The sequence below is a fragment of the Aeromonas sp. 6P genome (assembly GCF_051919525.1).
Lineage (GTDB): Bacteria > Pseudomonadota > Gammaproteobacteria > Enterobacterales > Aeromonadaceae > Aeromonas > Aeromonas veronii.
Window position 1 is genome coordinate 2,960,714 of record NZ_JBQBEO010000002.1, and the last position, 22,432, is coordinate 2,983,145.

At 58.2% G+C, this 22,432-nt stretch carries 18 protein-coding genes and 1 pseudogene; 6 read left to right on the top strand and 13 right to left on the bottom strand.

Annotation, left to right across the window (positions count from 1 at the left end; translation table 11 throughout):
* Positions 1 to 78 precede the first annotated feature (78 nt).
* Positions 79 to 1,143 carry a 3-deoxy-7-phosphoheptulonate synthase gene (locus ACTG2J_RS13660; RefSeq protein WP_005353109.1) on the top strand — a complete coding sequence of 355 codons (1,065 nt, stop codon included), beginning with the start codon at positions 79 to 81 and terminating at the stop codon, positions 1,141 to 1,143.
* Between the two features lie 6 nt (positions 1,144 to 1,149).
* A complete protein-coding gene (aac(6'), locus tag ACTG2J_RS13665; RefSeq protein ID WP_113739211.1) occupies positions 1,150 to 1,608 on the top strand; it encodes an aminoglycoside 6'-N-acetyltransferase in 459 nt (152 codons plus the stop codon).
* Between the two features lie 22 nt (positions 1,609 to 1,630).
* Here aac(6') and ACTG2J_RS13670 read toward each other — a convergent pair whose 3' ends face one another.
* The 3 genes from ACTG2J_RS13670 to ACTG2J_RS13680 form a co-directional block, all read right to left on the bottom strand.
* Positions 1,631 to 2,428 (bottom strand): ATP-binding cassette domain-containing protein, encoded by a 798-nt coding sequence (locus ACTG2J_RS13670; protein ID WP_439989612.1) that lies wholly within the window; start codon positions 2,426 to 2,428, stop codon positions 1,631 to 1,633.
* Positions 2,429 to 2,493: 65 nt separating this feature from the next.
* Complete coding sequence (gene btuC, locus ACTG2J_RS13675) at positions 2,494 to 3,501, bottom strand: vitamin B12 ABC transporter permease BtuC (RefSeq protein WP_439989533.1); 1,008 nt, start codon at positions 3,499 to 3,501, stop codon at positions 2,494 to 2,496.
* A gap of 102 nt (positions 3,502 to 3,603) precedes the next feature.
* On the bottom strand, positions 3,604 to 4,335 hold the full coding sequence (locus ACTG2J_RS13680; protein ID WP_439989532.1) for a substrate-binding periplasmic protein: 732 nt from the start codon (positions 4,333 to 4,335) through the stop codon (positions 3,604 to 3,606).
* Between the two features lie 112 nt (positions 4,336 to 4,447).
* Between ACTG2J_RS13680 and ACTG2J_RS13685 the strand changes: the two genes are divergently transcribed.
* Together ACTG2J_RS13685 and tapW are read left to right on the top strand one after the other, a co-directional pair.
* A complete protein-coding gene (locus tag ACTG2J_RS13685) occupies positions 4,448 to 4,804 on the top strand; it encodes a DMT family protein (protein WP_005337656.1) in 357 nt (118 codons plus the stop codon).
* A 58-nt stretch (positions 4,805 to 4,862) separates the two neighbouring features.
* Positions 4,863 to 6,002 carry a type IVa pilus ATPase TapW gene (tapW, locus tag ACTG2J_RS13690; protein ID WP_139473595.1) on the top strand — a complete coding sequence of 380 codons (1,140 nt, stop codon included), beginning with the start codon at positions 4,863 to 4,865 and terminating at the stop codon, positions 6,000 to 6,002.
* Between the two features lie 93 nt (positions 6,003 to 6,095).
* Here tapW and ACTG2J_RS13695 read toward each other — a convergent pair whose 3' ends face one another.
* On the bottom strand, positions 6,096 to 6,545 hold the full coding sequence (locus ACTG2J_RS13695) for a methyltransferase family protein (protein ID WP_439989531.1): 450 nt from the start codon (positions 6,543 to 6,545) through the stop codon (positions 6,096 to 6,098).
* Between the two features lie 173 nt (positions 6,546 to 6,718).
* Between ACTG2J_RS13695 and alr the strand changes: the two genes are divergently transcribed.
* Positions 6,719 to 7,945, top strand: a complete 1,227-nt coding sequence (gene alr, locus ACTG2J_RS13700) for an alanine racemase (RefSeq protein WP_429205839.1) — start codon at positions 6,719 to 6,721, stop codon at positions 7,943 to 7,945.
* Positions 7,946 to 8,009: 64 nt separating this feature from the next.
* On the opposite strand, the gene ACTG2J_RS13705 is transcribed toward alr, so the two are convergent.
* The 7 genes and pseudogenes from ACTG2J_RS13705 to ACTG2J_RS13735 all read right to left on the bottom strand — a co-directional run bounded on the left by ACTG2J_RS13705 (position 8,010) and on the right by ACTG2J_RS13735 (position 15,766).
* Positions 8,010 to 8,954: a TerC family protein gene (locus ACTG2J_RS13705; RefSeq protein WP_005337664.1), complete on the bottom strand. Its 945-nt coding sequence runs from the start codon at positions 8,952 to 8,954 to the stop codon at positions 8,010 to 8,012.
* A gap of 302 nt (positions 8,955 to 9,256) precedes the next feature.
* On the bottom strand, positions 9,257 to 10,252 hold the full coding sequence (gene oppF / locus ACTG2J_RS13710; protein ID WP_005337666.1) for a murein tripeptide/oligopeptide ABC transporter ATP binding protein OppF: 996 nt from the start codon (positions 10,250 to 10,252) through the stop codon (positions 9,257 to 9,259).
* Complete coding sequence (locus tag ACTG2J_RS13715) at positions 10,253 to 11,233, bottom strand: ABC transporter ATP-binding protein (RefSeq protein WP_005337668.1); 981 nt, start codon at positions 11,231 to 11,233, stop codon at positions 10,253 to 10,255.
* A gap of 54 nt (positions 11,234 to 11,287) precedes the next feature.
* Positions 11,288 to 12,199 carry an oligopeptide ABC transporter permease OppC gene (gene oppC / locus ACTG2J_RS13720; RefSeq protein ID WP_005337670.1) on the bottom strand — a complete coding sequence of 304 codons (912 nt, stop codon included), beginning with the start codon at positions 12,197 to 12,199 and terminating at the stop codon, positions 11,288 to 11,290.
* Positions 12,200 to 12,213: 14 nt separating this feature from the next.
* Positions 12,214 to 13,134 carry an oligopeptide ABC transporter permease OppB gene (oppB, locus tag ACTG2J_RS13725; RefSeq protein WP_005337672.1) on the bottom strand — a complete coding sequence of 307 codons (921 nt, stop codon included), beginning with the start codon at positions 13,132 to 13,134 and terminating at the stop codon, positions 12,214 to 12,216.
* A gap of 98 nt (positions 13,135 to 13,232) precedes the next feature.
* Positions 13,233 to 14,851 (bottom strand): annotated as a pseudogene (locus tag ACTG2J_RS13730) (ABC transporter substrate-binding protein).
* 279 nt (positions 14,852 to 15,130) lie between these two features.
* Positions 15,131 to 15,766 (bottom strand): YchE family NAAT transporter, encoded by a 636-nt coding sequence (locus ACTG2J_RS13735; protein ID WP_005337678.1) that lies wholly within the window; start codon positions 15,764 to 15,766, stop codon positions 15,131 to 15,133.
* Positions 15,767 to 16,606: 840 nt separating this feature from the next.
* Between ACTG2J_RS13735 and adhE the strand changes: the two genes are divergently transcribed.
* Positions 16,607 to 19,273 (top strand): bifunctional acetaldehyde-CoA/alcohol dehydrogenase, encoded by a 2,667-nt coding sequence (adhE, locus tag ACTG2J_RS13740; protein WP_439989530.1) that lies wholly within the window; start codon positions 16,607 to 16,609, stop codon positions 19,271 to 19,273.
* A gap of 525 nt (positions 19,274 to 19,798) precedes the next feature.
* Here adhE and ACTG2J_RS13745 read toward each other — a convergent pair.
* Together ACTG2J_RS13745 and aspS are read right to left on the bottom strand one after the other, a co-directional pair.
* On the bottom strand, positions 19,799 to 20,539 hold the full coding sequence (locus ACTG2J_RS13745) for a YebC/PmpR family DNA-binding transcriptional regulator (RefSeq protein WP_005337681.1): 741 nt from the start codon (positions 20,537 to 20,539) through the stop codon (positions 19,799 to 19,801).
* Positions 20,540 to 20,641: 102 nt separating this feature from the next.
* Entirely contained in the window at positions 20,642 to 22,408 is a 1,767-nt protein-coding gene (gene aspS, locus ACTG2J_RS13750) for an aspartate--tRNA ligase (RefSeq protein WP_005337684.1), read from the bottom strand.
* Positions 22,409 to 22,432: the final 24 nt, after the last annotated feature.

Genomic DNA, 22,432 nt, shown 5'->3' on the forward strand with positions numbered 1-22,432 from the left:
AGGGGACTTTTGCTTTATTTTATCTCTTTGCTTTTTCGCCCCTTGCGGCTGACACCACCCACTCGAGACTTGAGTTGTATGTCCATTCACACAGATGAATTGCGCACCCGTCGCCTGGAGTCACTGATCACTCCGAGCGAGCTTGCCCACGCGTTTCCGATCACCGATACCATTGCCCAGAATCTGCTGGATGCCCGTCGCGAAGTGGAAGCCATTCTGGCCGGAGACGATCAGCGCCTGCTGGTCATTGTCGGCCCCTGCTCTATCCATGATCCCGCTGCTGCTCGCGAGTATGCCCAACGCCTCAACGCCCTGCGCGAGCAGTATAAAGAGAGCCTCTGCATCGTGATGCGCACCTACTTCGAGAAGCCGCGCACCATCGTCGGCTGGAAAGGGCTGATCAACGATCCTCGCCTCGATGGCAGCTTCGACGTCAACGAAGGGCTGAAACTGGCGCGCAAACTGCTGGTCGACATCAACGAGATCGGCATGCCAACCGCCACCGAATTCCTCGATATGGTGACCGGCCAGTATATTGCCGACCTCATCACCTGGGGCGCCATCGGCGCACGCACCACCGAATCCCAGGTACACCGCGAGATGGCTTCGGCCCTCTCCTGCCCGGTTGGCTTCAAGAACGGCACCGACGGCAATACCCGCATCGCCATCGATGCGGTGCGCGCCGCCCGTCACAGCCACATCTTCTATTCGCCGGACAAGGACGGCAAGATGACCATCTACCGCACCGCCGGTAACCCCTTTGGTCATGTGATCCTGCGTGGCGGCCACCGACCCAACTACGACACCGCCAGTGTCGATGAAGCGTGTGAAGCGTTGGCCGATGTGGGCCTGCCGGAGCGTCTGGTGGTCGATTTCAGCCATGGCAACAGCATGAAGGATCACCGCCGTCAGCTGCTGGTGGCGCAAGATATCTGCGATCAGCTGCGCCGCGGCCGTACCGGCATCGCCGGCATCATGGCAGAAAGCTTCCTGGTGGAAGGGCGTCAGGATGTGGAGAACGGCTGCGCCGCCACCTTTGGCCAGAGCATCACCGATGCCTGCCTGTCATGGAGCGACACCGAAACCCTGCTGGCGATGCTGGCAGAGGCTGCACTGGTACGCCTTGCCAAGCGGCAAGCCTGAGCCCCGATGACGAATATCGGCTGGCAGATAGTCCCCCTCGACGAGACTCTGCTGGCGCAGTGGGCAACCCTGCGCCAGCAGCTGTGGCCGCACCACGCACTTTCGGCCCACCTGCAGGAAGGGGTTGAGATGTTGGCCAATGCACATCTCAACGCCTTTCTGGCGCTGGATGAGCAGAGTCAGGCGGTAGGCTTTGCCGATGCAGCCCTGCGCCACGATTACGTGAACGGCTGCGAAAGCAGCCCGGAGGTCTATCTGGAAGGAATTTATGTGCAACCGGCATCGCGCCAGCGCGGGCTGGCCCGCGCCTTGATTGTCCGGGTAGCGCAGTGGGGCCGTGAGCAGGGTTGCCGCGAAATAGCCTCCGATACAGCTATCGACAATTTACCCTCGCAGAACATGCACGAGCTACTCGGCTTCCGCGAAACAGAGCGGGTGGTCTTCTTCAAAAAGGCCCTCGGCTGACGCCAAGGGCCTTTCTTGTTTCTCACAAACTGGGCATAAACCACACGCGCCCCGCAGCTTCGATGCGGTTGGTGCGGATCTGGAATACCTGTGCCAGCAGCGCCTCATCCACCAGCTCGACACCCCCTTCGCGCACCACCGCGCCCCCTTGCAGGCAGAGAATTCGGTCGGCCCAGTCGATGGCCAGATTGATATCGTGGATGGCGAGCACCACCAGCAAGCCCTGCCCGGCCAGGGTTTTCAGCAACCGCAATAGCGCCAGCTGGTGATGCAGGTCGAGCCCCGCCAGCGGCTCGTCCAGCAGCAGCACCTTGCCGGTCGGATTGAGGCTCGGCCACATCTGCAGCAAGGTGCGGGCAATCAGCACCCGCTGCTGTTCGCCCCCCGACAACCGGCTGAAGTCACGAGCCAGCAAAGCTTCCAGCTCCAATGCCTCGCACAATGCATTTATCGCCTCGTTCTGTCTGGCGGGCGCAACCGCCTCATTGAGCCCGAGGCTCAACACCTGAAACACCGGAATATGAAACAGCTGGGGCTGACGCTGGGGCAGCATGGCACGCCGTTTGGCAAGCTCGGGCCAACTCAGGTCAGTAAGCACTTCCCCCCCCAGCAGCACTGTGCCATCGGCGGGTAAAATCCCCGCCAGCGCCCCGAGCAGGGTCGACTTGCCACTGCCATTGGGGCCAAGCAGCGCCACCAACTGGCCGCCATGCCAACGGATATTGAGGGGAGAGAGCCGTCCGGCAATGGCGAGCTCGCGCGCCTCCAGCAGCGGCGCAGTAGCACCAGAAGAAACCGGCATGTGATCAGCGGGTGACATCGGCATCTTGCCTCAACAACAGGTAAATAAGGAGACTGCGCGCCCCGACCAAATCATGCAGATATTCATGCAGCACCATCGGCAGTTTGCCTCAATAGCAGGTAGATAAAGAGCGGCGCCCCCACCGAGGCGGTGATGACGCCGATAGGCAACTCCCCCGCGCTCAGGGTGGATCGAGCAACCAAATCGGCCGCCAGCAGCAGGGCCCCGCCGCCGAGCGCCGAGGCGGGCAGCAGGAAGCGCTGATCGCTGCCGCCACAGAGCCGCAGCAGATGGGGTACCACCAGCCCGACAAAACCGATGACGCCGCAAAGCGACACCGCCAACCCGGTGAGCAGGCAGACCGCCAGCACCAGCCGCACCCGCATCCTGTCCACATCCATCCCCATCAGGCGAGCCTGGGTTTCCCCCAGCAGCAGCTGTTGCAGCACCTTGCCCTGGCGGCAGAGCCAGAGCAGGGTGAACGGCAACAGCAGCCACCACCAGCCAAGCTGCTGGCTGCCATAGGAGAGGCTGCCCATCATCCAGAACATGAACTCGCGCAGCGAGCTGTCGTCGGCAAAATAGAGCAGCCAGGTCATGGCGGCATTGGTGAGAATGCCGATGGCGACACCAAACAGCAGCAATCTGGCATGGCCGAGCCGGGCGCGGCGCGCCAGTCGAATGAGCAGCATGGTCACCAGCAGGGCGCCACCAAAGGCCGCCAGCGACAGCCCCCAGCCAGGCAGATAGACGCCGAGCGCCTTGGCCACCGCCATCGCCACCATGGCGGCCAGCCCTGCTCCGCTCGAGACGCCAAGCAGACCGGGTTCGGCCACCGGGTTGTGCAGCATCACCTGCAACACGGCGCCGCCACAGGCGAGTGCCGCCCCTGCCAGCAAGGCCAGCAAGGCACGCGGCAGACGCAGCTCCAGCAAAATGCGCTGCTCAAGCTCCCCCAGCGGCTGCCAGGGCAGCAGCACAAATTCACCCCACGCGAGGGAGAAGAGAAAAAGCAGCAGGGTCAGCAGCAAGAGGCCAAGCAGCCAACGCCGCTGCCAGCGCTGCTGACGCGCAACAAGTGAGAGATACAAGCAGGTTCCCCGCAACGAAAGAGGGTTTCTCCCCCGGCTGGCCACTCTGGCCGCGGAGGAGAATCGAGAGGGGGAATGATAACAGCGCCGTGCCACCCGAGGTCAAGGCTGATAGGGTCTGGCGATTTGCTGGATCTCGCCGTTGACCACCAGCGTTTGCAACGCCTGCGCCAGCGGCAACTTGAGATCCTGATAGGGTGAGCGTTTGCTCATCCCAAGATACAGGGTGATGGGACGGGCTGGCCGGTAAGGGGCTTTGGCCAGGGCAAGGGCCGGCTCGCGGCTCAGGGCGTAATCAACCTGACAGTCGGTGCCAATCATCAACGGCAGGTGGCCGCGCTGCACCATCCGCAGCAGCTGATCCTCGGTAGCGACCCCGTGCTTGTCGAGCCGGATGTCGCTGTCGAACGGTTCAAAGTAGGCGGAGTTGAGCACGAATCCCACCTTGACGCCCAGCAGGTGACTGTATTGATCGAACCGGGCCACCTGCTCCCGCTTGCCATAGAAGGCGGGCCAGCACTGGTAGTAGGCCGGTTGCAGATAATCGATAAATTGTGCCCGCTCCGGGGTGTGGGCCAGTCCAATCATCAGATCGACCTGTCCGGTCTGCATCTGCTTGAGCGCCCTGCCCCACGGCATCCGCCGTACCTGCAACTCAATGCCGCTCGCCTGTTGCAACCGGCGCAGGATGTCCATGTCGAGCCCCTGCAACCGGCCATCCGCTTGCAGGATGCGAAATGGCGGCCACAGATCGGTGGCCACCGTCAGCGTCGGGGCCGCACGCACCGGCATGGCAAATAACAGTAACAACACTATCCCGCATAACTTGCCCATCCCGTCGCATACCTCGCACGGCTTATCCTGTTGGTTAAAAATACCCTCCCGCACCACGTATGAAAACCCGTGGTTCAGGGATAAAATGCGCCGGATTTTCAAGGAGAACCCTATGAACCCGATTTTCACCAGTATCGGTCTGCTGCTCTGCAGCAACGTCTTTATGACCTTCGCCTGGTACGCTCACCTCAAGAGCATGAACCATAAACCCTGGATCATTGCCGCCCTGGTGAGCTGGGGTATCGCCCTGTTCGAATACCTGCTGCAAGTGCCCGCCAACCGCATCGGCCATACGGTGATGAGCGTGGGCCAACTTAAAATCCTGCAAGAAGTGATCACACTCACCGTATTCGTCCCCTTCTCTATCTTCTATCTCAAGGAAGATCTGAAATGGGACTATCTCTGGGCAGGGCTCTGCATTCTCGGGGCGGTCTTTTTTGTCTTTCGCGAGAAACTGACCGGCGCCTGAGGCTGTACACTCAATATCATCCCGCTCATGGCATCTCATTGATCGACGAGGCAAAAAAATGGAATTGCGAGACATGTTACAGATCCTGGCCAAGCAGGATGGCTCAGACCTCTATCTGTCGACCGGCGCGCCCCCCTGCGCCAAGTTTAACGGCGGCCTGCGCCCCCTCAACGAAACGCCGCTGGAGCCGGGTGAAGTGGCGCGGATCGCCGCCGAGATCATGGATGGCGAGCAGAAACTGCAATTTGACAAGGATCTGGAGATGAACCTCGCCATCTCCCTGCCCCAGATCGGCCGCTTTCGGGTCAACATCTTCAAGCAGCGCAACGAAGTCTCTCTGGTGGCCCGCAACATCAAGACCGAAATCCCCCGCTTTGAAGATCTCAAACTCCCGCCTGTGCTGCTCGACACCATCATGGAAAAACGCGGTCTGGTACTGTTTGTCGGCGGTACCGGGTCGGGTAAATCTACCTCGCTGGCAGCGCTTATCGACCACCGCAACCGCAACAGCGGCGGCCACATCATCACCATCGAGGATCCGGTAGAGTTCGTTCATCGCCACCGCAAGAGCATCATCAACCAGCGGGAGGTTGGCGTGGATACCCGCAGCTTCCACGCCGCCCTGAAAAACACCCTGCGTCAAGCGCCGGACGTCATCCTTATCGGTGAAATTCGCGATCGCGAGACCATGGAACATGCGCTGGCCTTCTCCGAAACCGGCCACCTTGCCATCTCCACCCTGCACGCCAACAACGCCAACCAGGCGCTGGATCGCATCATCAACTTCTTCCCCGAGGAGCGCCGCCCCCAGCTGCTCAACGATCTGGGCAACAACCTCAAGGCTTTTGTCTCCCAACGGCTGGTGAAAACCACCGATGGCGGCCGCCGGGCCGCAGTGGAGATCATGCTCGGCACCCACACCATCCGCGACATGATCAAGCGCGGCGAATTTGGCGGCCTCAAAGAGGTGATGGAGAAATCCAAGGCCCTCGGCATGGTTACCTTCGACAGTGCCCTGTTCGATCTGGTGGTGGAAGGGGTAATTGAGGAAGAAGAGGCGGTGAAGAACGCCGACTCGGCCAACAACCTGCGCCTCAAGATCAAGCTGTGGAAGGAGAAGGGGCAGATTGCCAGCAGCAGCGATGCCACCGGCTGGAGCCTCGAACCCACCAAGGACGAGAAGGGCGATTTTTTCTAACCAGTTCCTCGAGAACCCCGGGCCCGCCCGGGGTTCTCTTTATCCAGCACAGCTGACCCGACTTATCCCTCAGCTCACGCAGCTCACAGCCAGTCAGCACCAACGGCGAACGCGCTGGCAATATACCACATACTCGTCGCCGAAACGGGCGCGCAGCAGCCGCTCCTCCGGCATGATCTGAAAGCGGGTCAGCCAGGCAACCAGCACGATTGGCCCAACCCAGACCCAACTTCCACCCAGATAACAGCCCCAGGCGGCCAGCCAGCAAAGCAGCCCCAGATACATGGGATTGCGACTGACACGATAGACGCCACAGGTCACCAGACGACTGGTGTGCTGAGGTTTGGTGGGGCTGACCGTGGTCTGGTGGTGACGAAATCGTTGCAGGGCACCAAAGCCCATGATGGTCCCCGCCACGACCAGCACAGCCATCAGCGTCATTGCCCAGATGCCGGGCTGGCTCTCCCCTCTTAGCCACCACATGGCCCCTGCACAGAGCAGGAAGATCAGCGGTGGTGGCAAACGTAACTCAAGATTGACCATTTTATTCCCCTGACGAGTGTCGGCCGAACCCGTGTTGCGGTAGACTCCCAACCAGTCAGCGCCTGTTGAGAGTGACAAAGATCATAATAATAACAATAAGTTGTGGTTAAACCACCACCAATGTGGCCGACCCCGTCCAAACTATCCAACGCGAACAACAAAAAGGAATCACCATGCACAAGAAAACTCTGCTGGCTACCCTGATCTTCGGCCTGCTCGCGGGCCAAGCCGTTGCGGCTCCCTATCTGCCCCTTGCGACAGATCATCGCAACGGCCAGGAGCAAACCGCCAGCAACGCCTGGTTGGAAGTGGATCTGGGCGCCTTTGAGCACAATATCCAGACCCTCAAGGATCGTCTCGGCGACAAGGGCCCGCAGATCTGCGCCATCATGAAGGCCGACGCTTACGGTCATGGCATCGACCTGCTGGTCCCCTCCGTGGTCAAGGCAAATATCCCCTGCATCGGCATCGCCAGCAACGAAGAGGCGCGCGTCGCCCGCGAGAAGGGCTTTACCGGCCGTCTGATGCGGGTGCGTGCTGCCACCCCGGATGAAGTAGAGCAGGCCCTGCCCTACAAGATGGAGGAGCTGATCGGCAGTCTGGTGAGTGCCCAGGGTATCGCCGAGATCGCCCAGCGCCACCACACCACCATTCCGGTGCATATCGCGCTCAACTCCGCCGGCATGAGCCGCAACGGCATCGACCTGCGTCTGGCCGATGCCAAGCAGGATACGCTGGCTATGCTCAAGCTAAAGGGGATCACCCCGGTCGGCATCATGACCCACTTCCCGGTTGAGGAGAAAGAGGACGTCAAGATGGGACTGGCCCAGTTCAAACTGGACTCCCAGTGGCTGCTGGAAGCGGGTAAGCTGGATCGCAGCAAGATCACCATCCACGCCGCCAACTCCTTCGCCACTCTGGCTGTGCCGGACGCCTACTTCGACATGGTGCGCCCGGGCGGCCTGCTCTACGGCGACTCCATCCCCTCCCACACCGAGTACAAGCGGGTGATGGCATTCAAGACCCAGGTCGCCTCGATCAACCACTATGCCGCGGGCAACACCGTCGGTTATGACCGCACCTTTACCCTCAAGCGTGACTCCTGGCTCGCCAACCTGCCGCTGGGCTACTCCGATGGCTATCGCCGCGCCCTCAGCAACAAAGCCTATGTGCTGATCCAGGGTCAGAAGGTGCCGGTGGTCGGCAAGACCTCCATGAACACCATCATGGTGGATGTGACTGATCTGAAAGGGGTGAAACCCGGCGACGAGGTGGTGCTGTTTGGCCGTCAGGGTGAAGCCGAAGTGAAACAGGCGGATCTGGAGGAGTACAACGGCGCCCTGCTGGCGGACATGTACACCATCTGGGGCTACACCAACCCCAAGAAGATCAAACGCTGATCACGCGATATGAAAAAGGGCTCCCGCGGGAGCCCTTGTTGTTTGGTATTAAATGATGTTGCGTTTAAGCGGCCTTTTTACGAGTCACAAACAGACTCAGCCCCATGGATGCCAGTAGGATCAACGCGACTACGCCCAGTGCTATGCCGGTCGGGATCTTGAAGATATCCAGCAGCAGCATCTTGACCCCGATAAACATCAGGATCAGTGCCAGACCGTACTTGAGCAAGGCGAAGCGATCAGCCACACCCGCCAGCAGGAAGTACATGGCACGCAGACCCATGATGGCGAAGATGTTGGAGGTCAGCACGATGAAGGGATCCGTGGTCACCGCGAAGATGGCCGGGATACTGTCCACCGCGAAGATGAGGTCGCTCACCTCCACCAGCACCAGAATGAGCAGCAGCGGGGTGGCATAGCGCACACCGTCCCGCCAGACGAAGAACTTCTCCCCTTCCAGGGTCTCGGTCACCTTGAAACGACGGCGCATCCAGCCCAGCAACGGGTTGTTGGCGAGATCAGGCTCCTTGTCGGCCGCCCACAGCATTTTGGCACCGGTCAGCAGCAGGAAAGCGCCAAACAGATAGAGGATCCAGTGGAACTGCTCGATGAGCCAGCTGCCCGCGAACACCATACCGGCACGCATCACGATGGCACCCAGTACCCCGTACAGCAGCACCCGGCGCTGCAGCTCGGCCGGAATGGCAAAGTAACCGAACAGCATCAGCCAGACGAATACGTTGTCCACTGCCAGCGCTTTCTCGATGAGGTAGCCGGTGAGGAACTCCAGTCCCTTCTGGTTGGCAATCTCACGGCCCGCGCTGTGATCCAGCCAGAGCCAGATGGCCAGGTTGAAGAGCAGCGCCACGCTGACCCAGATGAGGGACCAGACACCCGCCTCTTTGAGGGACACCTTGTGTGACTTGCCGCCACCGACAAAGCGTATGTCTATCCATAACAGGACCAGCACTATGCTGAAGAAACCGGTCCACATCCACCATTCACCCATTTTCACTTCTCCCAAAAACGACAAAACCCACGACCGAGAGGCGTGGGTTTGCGTTTGGAGCAGATACACCTTGCCTCTCGGCAAGGTCTCACTTACAGCAGATTTGCATCGGCTGCCCGGCTGCCGGGTGCACTGCAGGAAATGGGTGCACCGTAATGACGACAAACCGGCGAGAAGTTACTCCCCTTGTTGCGCGGATAGTAGCAGCGGTAAATGATAACGCCAAGAGGCATCTTCACTGCCGTCAAAAATAAATCGGGGCCCCATCAAGGAGCCCCGCAAGCAGGTTCAACACATCCCCATCAGAGCGGGTCGACCTTGAGGCAGGAGACCGCGTGATCGAAGTTCCCCTCCAGCACGGGGCGGGTCTTGGCACACTCGGGGCCAGCCACCGGGCAGCGGGTGCGGAACACGCAACCGGACGGCGGGTTCATCGGTGAGGGCAAGTCCCCCTCCAGGATCTGGATCACCTTGTTGCGCTCCAGCTCAGGGTCCGGGATCGGCACCGCTGACATCAGCGCCTTGGTGTAGGGGTGCAACGGGTTGGCGAAGATCTCCTTGCGGGTCCCCAACTCGACGGCGTTGCCCAGATACATCACCAGCACCCGATCGGAGATATGCTTGACCACCGACAGGTCGTGGGCGATGAAGATAAGCGACAGCCCCATCTCCTTTTGCAGGGATTTGAGCAGGTTGACCACCTGTGCCTGGATAGAGACGTCGAGCGCCGACACCGGCTCATCACAGATGATCATCTTGGGCTCGAGGATCAGCGCCCGGGCAATCCCGATCCGCTGGCACTGGCCGCCGGAGAACTCGTGCGGATAGCGGTTGACCAGGTTGGGCAACAACCCCACCTTGCTCATCATGGCGCGCACCTTCTCTTTCACCTCTTCCCGCGGCAGGTTGGGGTAGAAGGTGATGAGCGGCTCGGCGATGATGTCGCCGATGGTCATGCGCGGGTTCAGAGAAGCCAGCGGGTCCTGGAAGATCATCTGGATCTCTTTACGCTTTTCGCGCAGGGCATTCTGATCGAGCTTGGTGAGATCGTCACCCAGCCACACCACCTTGCCATCGGTGGCCGGTACCAGACCGATGATGGCGCGGGCAAAGGTCGATTTGCCGCAGCCGGACTCCCCCACCACACCGAGGGTTTCCCCCTCATAGAGACGCAAGGTCACCCCATCGACCGCCTTGAGGTCGGACGGTTTGGCCCAGGGCCACGCCTTGCCACTCTTGATACTGAAGTGGACCTTGAGGTCAGACACTTCCAACAGCAATTTTTTGTCGGCACCCATTTAGTTGGCCCCCTTGTTCATGGCATCCGAAACCCAGTGGCAAGCACGCTCCCGACCGTCGTTGAACGGGGTCAGGATCGGTGACTGCTGGCCGCAAATCTCGCTGACCCGGTGGCAACGCTCCTGGAAGGGGCAGCCGGTCGGCAGACGCAGCAGGTTGGGCGGATTGCCCGGGATGGTGGGCAGCACTTCCCCTTCGGTATCGAGGCGGGGAATTGCGCGCAGGAGGCCTTCGGTGTAGGGGTGGCTCGGGCGATAAAAGATATCGTCTACCTTGCCGTACTCCATGGTACGACCGGCATACATCACCAGCACCTTGTTGCAGATACCGGCGACCACGCCAAGGTCGTGGGTGATCATGATGATGGCGGTGTTGAACTCGCGCTTGAGCTCGTTCATCAGGGTCATGATCTGGGCCTGTACGGTCACGTCGAGTGCGGTAGTCGGTTCGTCAGCGATCAGCAGTTGCGGCCGGCAGAGCAGTGCCATGGCGATCATCACCCGCTGACGCATGCCGCCGGAGAACTCGTGGGGATACATGCCCATCCGCTTGCGTGCTTCGGGAATTTTGACCGCATCGAGCATCCGTACCGACTCTTCGAACGCTTCCGCCTTGCTGACGCCCTTATGCAACATCAGCACTTCCATCAGCTGATCCTGCACCTTCATGTAGGGGTTGAGCGAGGTCATGGGGTCCTGGAAGATCATGGCGATCTTCTCGGAGCGGATCTTGTTGAGCTTGGACTCCGGCAGGTTGAGGATCTCCTCACCCTGAAACTTGGCGGAACCGGTAATAATGCCGTTTTTGGCCAGCAGCCCCATGATGGCAAAGGCCGTCTGGGATTTGCCGGAGCCGGACTCGCCGACGATCCCCAGGGTTTCACCCGCAGAGAGAGAAAAGTTGAGGTCGTTAACCGCCACCACATTGCCGTCCGGGGTCTTGAACTCGACCCGCAGATCTTTCACATCCAGTAACTTCATATAAAAACTCCTTATCGATCTTTCGTGATGCTTTCCTGTCGATCCGATGCTCGATTAACGATCTTTCGGATCGAGGGCGTCACGCAGACCATCCCCGAGGAAGTTGAAGCAAAACAGGGTCACCACCATAAAGCAGGCGGGGAACAGCAGTTGCCAGATGGCCACTTCCATCGACTTGGAGCCTTCATCCAGCAGGGCACCCCAGCTGGTCATCGGTTCCTGAACCCCAAGGCCCAGGAAACTCAGGAAGGATTCAAACATGATCATCCCCGGCACCAGCAAGGTGGCGTAGACGGCCACGATACCGAGTACGTTCGGTACGATGTGACGGGTGATGATCTTCCACTTGGAGACGCCACAGACGTGGGCTGCCTCGATAAACTCCTTGCTCTTGAGGCTGAGAGTCTGGCCCCGCACGATCCGCGCCATGTCGAGCCAGCTCACCGCCCCGATGGCGATAAAGATGAGCGCCAGATTGCGGCCAAAGAAGGTGACCAGCATGATGACAAAGAACATGAAGGGGAAGGCGTTGAGGATTTCCAGTACCCGCATCATCAGGCTGTCGACCCGCCCGCCGATAAAGCCGGAAGCCGCGCCATACAAGGTGCCGATGATGACCGCCACCATGGCGCCCATGATGCCGACCATCAGGGAGATACGGCCGCCCAGCAGGGTGCGCACGAACAGATCGCGCCCCAAGCTGTCGGTTCCGAAGTAGTGACCCGCTTCCATATCCGGCGGTGACTGCATGGCGCCCCAGTCCGGATCGTCAAAGGTGTATTGGGACAAATGGGGGCCAAAGATGACCGCCAGACCGATGATGGTCAGAATGATCAGGCTGGTCAGGGCCGCCTTGTTGCGCAGGAAACGGCGACGGGCATCCTTCCACAGGGAGCGCCCCTCCACCACTTCCACTTTTTGCGCGAACGCCTCGACGGCATCGCGTTTTTCAGTTGAAACAACCATGATGAACTCCCGAATTAGTAACGGATCTTGGGATCGATAAAGGCGTAGAGAATATCGACCACAGCGTTAAAGGTGATGGTGAGGGCGCCGACCAGAATGGTCAGACCGAGCACCATGGAGTAATCACGGTTAAGGGCACCGTTGACGAACAGCTGACCGATCCCCGGCAGGCCGAAGATGGTCTCGATCACCACGGAACCTGTGATGATGCCGACAAAGGCCGGGCCCAGATAGGAGACCACTGGCAGCATGGCCGGACGCAGCGCGTGTTTCAGGATGATGTGGCGCAGCGGCAAGCCCTTGGCACGGGCGGTACGAATGAAGTTGGAGTTCATGGTCTCGATCATGCTGCCCCGCATGATCCGCGAGATGGCAGAGATGTAGTACATCATCATGCCGAACACCGGCAGCACCATAAACTGGATGCCACCCCCCTGCCATCCACCGGCAGGGAACCAACCCAGATGAATACTGAAAAACAGCACCAGCAAGGGCGCCAGCACAAAGCCCGGGATCACCACCCCGGCCATGGCCGACGACATCAGTAGATAGTCGATGATGGTGTTCTGTTTCAGTGCCGCTATGGTGCCGAAGGTGACCCCCAGCAGCACGGCGAAGAAGAAGGCCGTGGTCCCGATCTTGGCGGAAACAGGCAGCGCCTGACTCACCAGATCATTGACGGTGAAATCCTTGTATTTAAAAGAGGGGCCCAAATCACCCTGCACCAGGTTGCCCAGGTAGGTGAGATATTGCATGCCAATGGGTTTGTCGAGCCCGTATTTGGCCTCGATGTTGGCGATGACTTCGGGGGGCAGTGAACGCTCGCTGGTAAAGGGGTTACCCGGGGCGAAACGCATCATGAAGAAAGAGACGGTGATCAAGACCAGCAGAGTCGGGATCGCTTCCAATAGCCGTTTAAAAATGAATTTCAACATAGACATTTCCTGTCCTGTACTGCTTCCAAATGGTCGCGGTTGTAATAAAGGCCCGCCGTCCGGCGGGCCCTGCTTGTTATGCGACTTGTTGCTTTAAATCAGTGAGCAATGATGTACATATCTTTGCTGTAGAGGTTATCCAGCGGGTTGGCCGGGTAGCCGCCTACATAGGGTTTGACCATACGGGCAGTCACGTACTGGTAGATGGGGGCAATCGGCATGTCCTTGGCCAGGATCTCTTCAGCCTGGACGTAGAGTTTGTTACGGGCCGCCACATCAACCTGATCACGGGACGAATCCATCAGCTTGTCGAACTCCGGATTGGAGTACTTGCCGTCGTTGTTGCCGTGGGTGGTCTGCATCAGATCCAGCATGGACGAGGCTTCGTTGTAGTCGGCGATCCAGCCGGCACGACCTACGTCAAACTGACCCTGTTTCTTGGTTTCCAGGTAAGTTTTCCACTCCTGGTTGACCAGGCTCACCTGCACGCCCAGCTTCTTCCACATGGAGGCCACGGCCACAGCCACTTTCTTGTGGTTGTCATCGGTGTTGTAGAGCAGCTCGAACTTCAGCGGCTTGCTGGCATCGAAACCGGCCTCTTGCAGCAGCGCTTTGGCCTTGGCATCACGCTCAGCCTGGGTCATCTTCGACCACTCGGGCGCTACCGGCTTGAAGCCATCGACGAAGTCCGGCACCAGGGTGTAACCCGGCGTCTGACCCTGACCCATCACCTTGTCGGCGATCACGTTGCGATCGATGGCATAGGAGAGCGCAGTACGGACACGCACATCGTCAAACGGCTTCTTCTTGACGTTGTACTGGTAGTAGTAAGTACCAACATAACCGGTCACTTTCAGCTCGTCCGGCTTCTCTTTCTTCATCTGCTTGAAGCGCTCGATGGGCATCTGATAGGTGATGTCCACTTCGCCCGCCAGATAGCGGCTCAGGTCGGCGTTGGTAGACTGGATGGGCAGATAGACCACCTTGTTGATGACGGTCTTGCCATCGTTCCAGTAGTGCTTGTTGCGCTCCACTTCGACGCGCTCGTCACCACCCAGTTCTTCAGGGTATAGGCACCGTTGGATACCATATTTTCCGGCTGGGTCCACTTGTCACCGAACTTCTCGATCACCTTCTTCGGTACCGGATAGGTGGTAGTGTGGGAGAGCATGCTGACGAAGTAAGGGATGGCTTTCTCGAGCTGCACTTCGAAGGTGTAGTCGTCGGTCGCCTTCACGCCCAGCGTATCAGCCGGCTTTTTACCTGCGATGATCTCGGAGGCATTGGCAATAGTCGGGATCTCCAGATACCAGGAGTAAGGAGAGGCGGTTTTCGGATCAACGGCACGCTGGAAAGCAAAAACGAAATCGTGGGCAGTGACCGGGTCACCGTTGGACCACTTGGCATCTTTGCGCAGGTGGAAGACGTAGTGCTTGTTATCCTTGGTTTCCCAGGATTCAGCCACAGCCGGGAGAATTTCCCCTTTCGGGCCGGATGCAACGAGACCTTCAAACAGGTCGCGCAGGATATTGGATTCGACCGTTCCTTCGGTCTTGTGCGGGTCAAGGGTCGCAGGCTCTGAGCCGTTGCCTTTTACCAGTTGCTGGACTTCAGCCAGCTTGGTTCCCGCCGGGACATCGGCAGCCTGAGCCACATTGACGCCACCAAACAGTGCAGCCATCAGCAATGTGTTAATCATTGTTTTTTTATGAGTCATTTCCCTACTCCAACAAGAACATTCCATGCATTTTTTAAAGTGACGGGGTTAAAACCCGCTCCCAGCATAATTCCCTGCCAATTCCGATAATGCAACAGATATTGTCAGGGTAATCGTCATTTTCTGGTCAAAAAATCAGCTGGCGTGCGCTTTTTCAGTATTAAAACACCGGCAAAGCGCTCATTTTTCACACAAACGACCGATTCTAGAAAAGACCGGGCAAAAAGCAACCAATAAAAAGCCGGTCACGAGGACCGGCTTTCATAAAGCGGAGCTGGCTCACATCAGGCTGGGGAAAACCCCCTTGATACCGGCCACCATGATCTCGATACCCAGCGACATCATGATAAGACCCATGATACGGGTCACCACGTTGATGCCTGTGTTGCCCATGATCTTGAACAGCAGCGGCGCGGCACGGAAGATCAGCCAGGAGCAGAAAGAGAAGACCACGACAACAACTGACATGCCGAGCAGCTGCTGCCAGTGGCTCTGGCTGGCATAGACAATTACCGAGGAGATGGCACCGGGACCCGCCATCAGCGGCAGCGCCAGCGGCACCACGGCGATAGACTCACGCACCGCCAATTCGCCCTTCTCCTGTTTGTTGTGCTTCACCTCGCCCAGCTTGCCCTGCAGCATCGACCAGGCAATCAGGGTAATCAGCGACCCACCGGCGATCCGGAAAGACGCCAGCGAGATGCCAAACCCATCGAGGATCAGCTGCCCCATATACATGGAGACCAGCAGGATCACCATCACCGCGATATTGGCGGTGGTATTGGTTTTCATCCGCTCGGCCTGGGTATGGTGGCTGGTCAGACTGACAAACACCGGCAACAAACCAAGCGGGTTGATAATTGCGAACAAACCGACAAAAAACTTCAGATACAACGAGACGTCAATTGCTGCCATAGGCGCCTTCCAATAGAGTTTCGGGCCCAGCGGGCCAGTCCATTAATTTCGTGCGTAAATTTACATCATAGCCAGAGCGGGCACCAATCAAATAATCTCACCATTTTGAGGGTTTTTTAGTTAGTTCATCTCATGCATCCGCGCTAACTGGCATAAACCGATGCCAAAAGCCCTTTCTACCGCCCGACACGCGCCAGAAAAGTGAGCGCAAGCCTGCTTAATCATGACCAGAGAGTCCGACGATGACAGACCGAATGACCGAGCGACTCGAGAGGATCCAGGCTTTGCCTTCCCACTATTTCAGGCCAGACATCACTTCATTGACTCGGCAAGAGAGCCACAATGCAAAAACCGGGAAAGGGGGCAGAAATGGCCCCCTCGGGGAATAAAGTGGATTAGTCATGGATTAAAACAACAATCATTTTTGCAACAAACGCTGGAATAAAGTGCGTTTGTCGGTGATTTTGAAACCGATTCACTCATATTTGCTAACCTATACCGCCAAAATAGCTCTGCAATCCTATGTTCGATTGAAATTAACCACTTGATAAATGTGGTTTATTACCCTGCGTTAACAAGTCTCTCGCCTTTCCCTTTGATGCACATTCCGATAACATCAGTCAAACAAGGATTGTGAAATAAAATTTCTTTTGTTCTTTTGTTACACATGATCCAGATCAAGTTTTTCTGAGTCAGCCCCGCTCTATAATCGACTCAGAAAGCGATTTAGTAAGGCATGTGAAAAAGCTGTTGCAACGATACCGTCTTGACAGGGCGACTATAATTGCCGGGCATTGCCAACGTCTTACTAAACAGTTTTCAAATAATCAGGAGATAAACATGGCAGTAACCAATTTGGCTGAACTGGATGCACTGGTCGCCCGCGTTAAGGAAGCCCAGCGTGAATTCGCCAGCTTCTCTCAAGAGCAGGTAGACAATATCTTCCGTGCCGCCGCCCTGGCCGCCAACAACGCCCGTATCCCCCTGGCCCAGATGGCCGTGGAAGAATCCGGTATGGGTATCATCGAAGACAAGGTTATCAAGAACCACTTCGCCTCCGAATACATCTACAACAAGTACAAAGACGAGAAGACCTGCGGCATTCTGAGCGAAGATGATCAGATGGGTACCATCACCATCGCCGAGCCGGTAGGTATCATCTGTGGTATCGTTCCGACCACCAACCCGACCTCTACTGCGATCTTCAAATCCATGATCGCGCTCAAGACCCGCAACGCCATCATCTTCTCCCCGCACCCCCGCGCCAAGAACTCCACCAATACCGCTGCCAAGCTGGTACTGGATGCCGCTGTTGCCGCTGGTGCACCGAAAGACATCATCGGCTGGATCGACCAACCGTCTGTTGAGCTCTCCAACGCCCTGATGAAGCACGAAGACATCAACCTGATCCTGGCCACCGGTGGCCCGGGCATGGTGAAAGCAGCCTACTCCTCCGGTAAGCCTGCTATCGGTGTGGGTGCCGGTAACGTACCTATCGTTATCGACGAAACCGCCGACGTGAAGCGTGCCGTTGCCTCCATCCTGATGTCCAAGACTTTCGATAACGGCGTGGTCTGTGCTTCCGAGCAGGCAGTCATCGTTGTTGATGCCATCTACGACCAGGTTAAAGAGCGCTTTGCATCCCACAAGGGCCACGTGCTCTCCAAAGAAGATGCTGACAAGGTCCGTAAAGTCATCCTGATCAACGGCGCCCTGAACGCCAACATCGTTGGCCAGCCAGCCACCAAGATTGCCGAGATGGCAGGCGTGACTGTACCGGCTGATACCAAGATCCTGATCGGTGAAGGCGTCAAGCTGTGTGCAGAAGATGAGTTTGCTCACGAGAAATTGTCCCCGCTGCTCGGTATGTTCCGTGCAAGCAGCTTCGAAAACGCCGTTGATATGGCCTGTGACATGGTCAACATCGGTGGTATCGGCCACACCTCAGGTCTGTACACCGACCAGGACCGCAACGCTGACCGCATCAAGTACTTCGGCGACAAGATGAAGACCGCGCGTATCCTGATCAACACTCCGTCTACCCAAGGCGGTATCGGTGACCTGTACAACTTCGCAATGGCTCCGTCCCTGACCCTGGGTTGCGGCTCCTGGAGCGGTAACTCCATCTCCGAAAACGTGGGTCCGAAGCACCTGATCAACAAGAAGACAGTCGCAAAACGGGCAGAAAACATGCTGTGGCACAAACTTCCGAAATCCATCTACTTCCGTCGTGGTTCCCTGCCGATCGCTCTGAGCGACCTGGAAGGTAAAAAGCGTGCCATGGTCGTAACTGACCGCTTCCTGTTCAACAACGGCTACGCCGATGAACTGGTCAGCCTGCTGAAAGCACAGAATATGGAAGTGGAAGTGTTCTACGAAGTAGAAGCTGACCCGACCCTGGCTGTGGTTCGCAAGGGTGCCGAGATGGCCAACTCCTTCAAACCGGACGTTATCCTGGCGCTGGGCGGTGGTTCACCGATGGATGCAGCCAAGATCATGTGGGTGATGTACGAGCACCCGAACACCGCGTTCGAAGATCTGGCCATGCGCTTTATGGATATCCGCAAGCGTATCTACAAGTTCCCGAAAATGGGCGTGAAGGCCGAACTGGTCTGTATCACCACCACTTCCGGTACCGGCTCTGAAGTCACTCCGTTTGCGGTAGTAACCGATGAAGTGTCTGGTCAGAAGTATCCGCTGGCTGACTACGAGCTGACCCCGAACATGGCCATCGTTGATGCCAACCTGGTCATGGGCATGCCGAAGTCCCTGTGTGCCTTCGGTGGTATCGATGCCGTGACTCACGCCATGGAAGCCTATGTTTCCGTACTGGCTAACGAGTACTCCGACGGCCAGGCGCTGCAAGCCCTGAAAATGCTGAAAGAGTACCTGCCGTCCAGCTACCAGAACGGTGCCAACGACCCGATCGCTCGTGAGAAGGTGCACAATGCTGCCACCATCGCCGGTATCGCGTTCGCTAACGCCTTCCTGGGTGTGTGCCACTCCATGGCTCACAAACTGGGTGCCGAGTTCCACATTCCGCACGGTCTGGCTAACGCCCTGCTGATCAGCAACGTCATCCGCTACAACGCGAACGACAACCCGACCAAGCAGACTGCGTTCTCCCAGTACGACCGCCCGCAGGCTCGTCGTCGTTACGCCGAAGTCGCTGACCACCTGGGTCTGACTGCTGCCGGTGACCGCACCGCTGCCAAGATCGAGAAGCTGCTGACCTGGCTGGACGAGCTGAAGGCTACCCTGGGTATCCCGGCCTCTATCCGCGAAGCTGGCGTGACTGAAGCTGACTTCCTGGCCAAGGTTGACCAGCTGGCTATCGAAGCCTTCGATGACCAGTGCACCGGCGCCAACCCGCGCTACCCGCTGATCAGCGAGCTGAAGCAGGTTCTGCTGGACTCCTACTACGGTCGTCCGTTCACCGAAGCCGCTCCGGTAACTGCTGCCCCGGTTGAAGCCAAGGTTGAAGGCAAGAAGAAATCCAAGGCCTGATAACCAGTCCTGAGATAACAAGCCCGCGCACTGCGCGGGCTTTTTTTATCTGCTACTAATCACAGCCATCATCTCCCTGACGATTGCGCAAGTGCAGCCCCTAACTTCCCAACCAACCAGCGTGCCCCAGCCAATCCGTTATCGACATCCCAACCTGTCACTCTGTATTGATGGGCACCAGTGATAACAAGAGCACGCTCCATCACCTCCTCTCCCCTACCCGCAAAGCAATTACCCTGTCGGGCAGATGTGAGCAGTCAACGCCATCTCAAGAGCTATAGGGGTGATAAACAGGATAAGCGGAGCCTCGCTATCGCAACGCAGCAGAACTGCCGACTGGCGTACGTACAGGGCCAACCGACTGGCATGAATAGAGCAATGATAATGCGCAGAGAAAGCGGGAAATCCTGTCAGTGAAGAGAGTTGCAGCACCAGTTGCTCAACCGACACATCAGCAGTTGCCACGATGCAAAGATAAAAAAATGGCAGCCATCAGGCTGCCATCGGGAGAGCACGATTCAGCGATCAGAGGGTCGCAGCGACTTCATCGGAGATGGAGCCGTTGTGATACACCTCTTGCACATCGTCCAGATCTTCCAGCATGTCGATCAGACGCATCAGCTTGGGTGCAGTTTCTGCATCCAGCTCCGCTTCAGTGGAGGGGATCATGGTCACTTCGGCGCTCTGGGCCTTGAAGCCGGCAGCTTCCAGACCGTCCAGCACGGTACCGAAGTCGTTCGGGGTGGTGTACACCTCGATGGTGCCATCCTCTTCGGTGACCACGTCATCGGCGCCCGCTTCCAGCGCGGCATCCATCAGAGCATCTTCGTCTACGCCCACGAAAGTCAGCAGACCTTTCTTGCTGAACAGATAGGCAACGGAGCCGTCGGTGCCCAGGTTGCCACCGCACTTGCTGAAGGCGTGGCGCACTTCGGCTACGGTACGGTTACGGTTGTCGGTCAGGCACTCTACCATCACGGCAGAGCCAGCCGGGCCGTAACCTTCGTATACGATGGTCTCGAGCTGTTCGCCATCGCCACCACCGGCGCCACGCTGAATGGCACGGTTGATGGTGTCGCGGGTCATGTTGTTGGTCAGGGCGGCAGTCACCGCAGCACGCAGACGCGGGTTGTTGGCGGGATCGGCATCACCCAGACGCGCGGAGGTAGTGATTTCGCGGATCAGTTTGGTGAAGATCTTGCCACGCTTGGCGTCCTGAGCGGCCTTGCGGTGTTTGATGTTGGCCCATTTACTGTGACCTGCCATAGAGACTCTCCGTTATTTTTTAAATGTCAGTAACACTGATCATGACTAACCCAAGGGAAACACAGAGGCCGCACGGCGGCGGCCTCCGGTGCCGGTATCGGCTTACTCGTCGCCCTTGACGGTGGTTGCAATCGCCAGCTCACCCAGTTGGGCGGCATTGGCAAGGCTGGGGGCGTCTGTCATCAGACAGGCGGCCGCGGTCGTTTTCGGGAAGGCGATGACGTCCCGAATGTTTTCGGTGCCGGTCAGCAGCATGCTGAGACGGTCCAGACCGAAGGCCAGACCGGCGTGCGGCGGGGTACCGTACTTCAGGGCATCCAGCAGGAAGCCGAACTTCAGGCGCTGCTCGGCCGGGGTGATACCCAGGATATCGAACACGGTGGATTGCATCTCGCTGTTGTGGATACGGACAGAGCCGCCACCCACTTCGTAGCCGTTGATCACCATGTCGTAGGCGTTGGCGTAAGCACCCACCGGATTGGCTTTCAGCTCGGCCGGGCTCATGTTGCTCGGCGCGGTGAACGGGTGGTGCATGGCAGCCAGACCACCTTCACCATCTTCCTCGAACATCGGGAAGTCGATAACCCACAGCGGTTTCCAGCTGTTCTCCAGCAGGCCCAGATCGCGACCCACTTTCAGACGCAGGGCGCCCATGGCATCGCAGACCACTTTCTTGCTGTCAGCGCCAAAGAAGATGATGTCGCCGTCGGCTGCGCCGGTACGGGCCAGGATCTCGCGCACGATGGCGTCAGAGAGGAACTTGGCAACCGGAGACTGCACGCCTTCGATACCATTGGCCGCTTCGTTGACCTTCATCCAGGCCAGGCCCTTGGCACCGTAGATGCCGACAAACTTGGTGTATTCGTCGATCTGCTTGCGAGAGAGCTCGGCACCGCCCGGGACTTTCAGGGCAGCCACACGGCCTTTCGGATCGTTGGCGGGGCCCGCGAACACGGCGAACTCGACAGCAGTCAGCAGGTCAGCCACATCAACCAGCTCCATCGGCAGACGCAGGTCCGGCTTGTCGGAGCCGTAGCGACGCATGGCTTCGTCGAAGGTCATGATCGGGAAGTCGCCCAGATCCACGTTCAGGATGTGCAGCCACAGTTTGCGGATCATCTCTTCCATCACTTCACGCACCTGCGGCGCGGTCATGAAGGAGGTCTCCACGTCGATCTGGGTGAATTCCGGCTGGCGGTCGGCACGCAGGTCTTCGTCACGGAAGCACTTGACGATCTGGTAGTAGCGATCGAAGCCGGACATCATCAGCAACTGCTTGAACAGCTGGGGTGATTGCGGCAGAGCGTAGAACTTGCCCTTGTGCACGCGGCTCGGCACCAGATAGTCACGGGCACCTTCCGGGGTGGCCTTGGTCAGCATCGGGGTCTCGATATCGAGGAAGCCGTGCTCGTCCATGAAGCGGCGTACGAAGGCGCTGGCCTTGGCACGGGTCTTCAGGTACTTGGCCATCTCGGGACGACGCAGATCCAGGTAACGATACTTGAGGCTGATCTCTTCGCTGTTGACCTGATTGAAGTCCAGCGGCAGCGGCTCGGCACGGTTGATGATGTTGAGTTCGTGGGCGAACACTTCGATGGCACCGGTGGCCATGTCGCTGTTGCGCTGGGACTCGGGACGGGTGCGCACCACGCCGGTCACCTGGATGCAGAACTCGCCGCGCAGCTCGGAGGCCAGGGCGAACGCATCCGGCTTGTCCGGATCGAAGAACACCTGAACGATCCCTTCCCGGTCGCGCATATCGATAAAGATCAGACCGCCGAGATCACGACGACGATGAACCCAACCGCACAATGTAATGGTCTGCCCTGCATGGGCCTCATTGACCTGTCCGCAATAGATAGAGCGCATGGACTTCTTCCTTCGAAATTGTAG

Coding starts and splice junctions, on each gene's coding strand:
- ACTG2J_RS13660 (WP_005353109.1), top strand. CDS start 79: ATGTCCATTCACACAGATGAATTGCGCACCCGTCGCCTGGAGTCACTG.
- ACTG2J_RS13670 (WP_439989612.1), bottom strand. CDS start 2,428: ATGTCACCCGCTGATCACATGCCGGTTTCTTCTGGTGCTACTGCGCCG.
- ACTG2J_RS13680 (WP_439989532.1), bottom strand. CDS start 4,335: ATGGGCAAGTTATGCGGGATAGTGTTGTTACTGTTATTTGCCATGCCG.
- ACTG2J_RS13685 (WP_005337656.1), top strand. CDS start 4,448: ATGAACCCGATTTTCACCAGTATCGGTCTGCTGCTCTGCAGCAACGTC.
- tapW (WP_139473595.1), top strand. CDS start 4,863: ATGGAATTGCGAGACATGTTACAGATCCTGGCCAAGCAGGATGGCTCA.
- ACTG2J_RS13695 (WP_439989531.1), bottom strand. CDS start 6,545: ATGGTCAATCTTGAGTTACGTTTGCCACCACCGCTGATCTTCCTGCTC.
- alr (WP_429205839.1), top strand. CDS start 6,719: ATGCACAAGAAAACTCTGCTGGCTACCCTGATCTTCGGCCTGCTCGCG.
- ACTG2J_RS13705 (WP_005337664.1), bottom strand. CDS start 8,954: ATGGGTGAATGGTGGATGTGGACCGGTTTCTTCAGCATAGTGCTGGTC.
- oppF (WP_005337666.1), bottom strand. CDS start 10,252: ATGGGTGCCGACAAAAAATTGCTGTTGGAAGTGTCTGACCTCAAGGTC.
- ACTG2J_RS13715 (WP_005337668.1), bottom strand. CDS start 11,233: ATGAAGTTACTGGATGTGAAAGATCTGCGGGTCGAGTTCAAGACCCCG.
- oppC (WP_005337670.1), bottom strand. CDS start 12,199: ATGGTTGTTTCAACTGAAAAACGCGATGCCGTCGAGGCGTTCGCGCAA.
- oppB (WP_005337672.1), bottom strand. CDS start 13,134: ATGTTGAAATTCATTTTTAAACGGCTATTGGAAGCGATCCCGACTCTG.
- ACTG2J_RS13735 (WP_005337678.1), bottom strand. CDS start 15,766: ATGGCAGCAATTGACGTCTCGTTGTATCTGAAGTTTTTTGTCGGTTTG.
- adhE (WP_439989530.1), top strand. CDS start 16,607: ATGGCAGTAACCAATTTGGCTGAACTGGATGCACTGGTCGCCCGCGTT.
- ACTG2J_RS13745 (WP_005337681.1), bottom strand. CDS start 20,539: ATGGCAGGTCACAGTAAATGGGCCAACATCAAACACCGCAAGGCCGCT.
- aspS (WP_005337684.1), bottom strand. CDS start 22,408: ATGCGCTCTATCTATTGCGGACAGGTCAATGAGGCCCATGCAGGGCAG.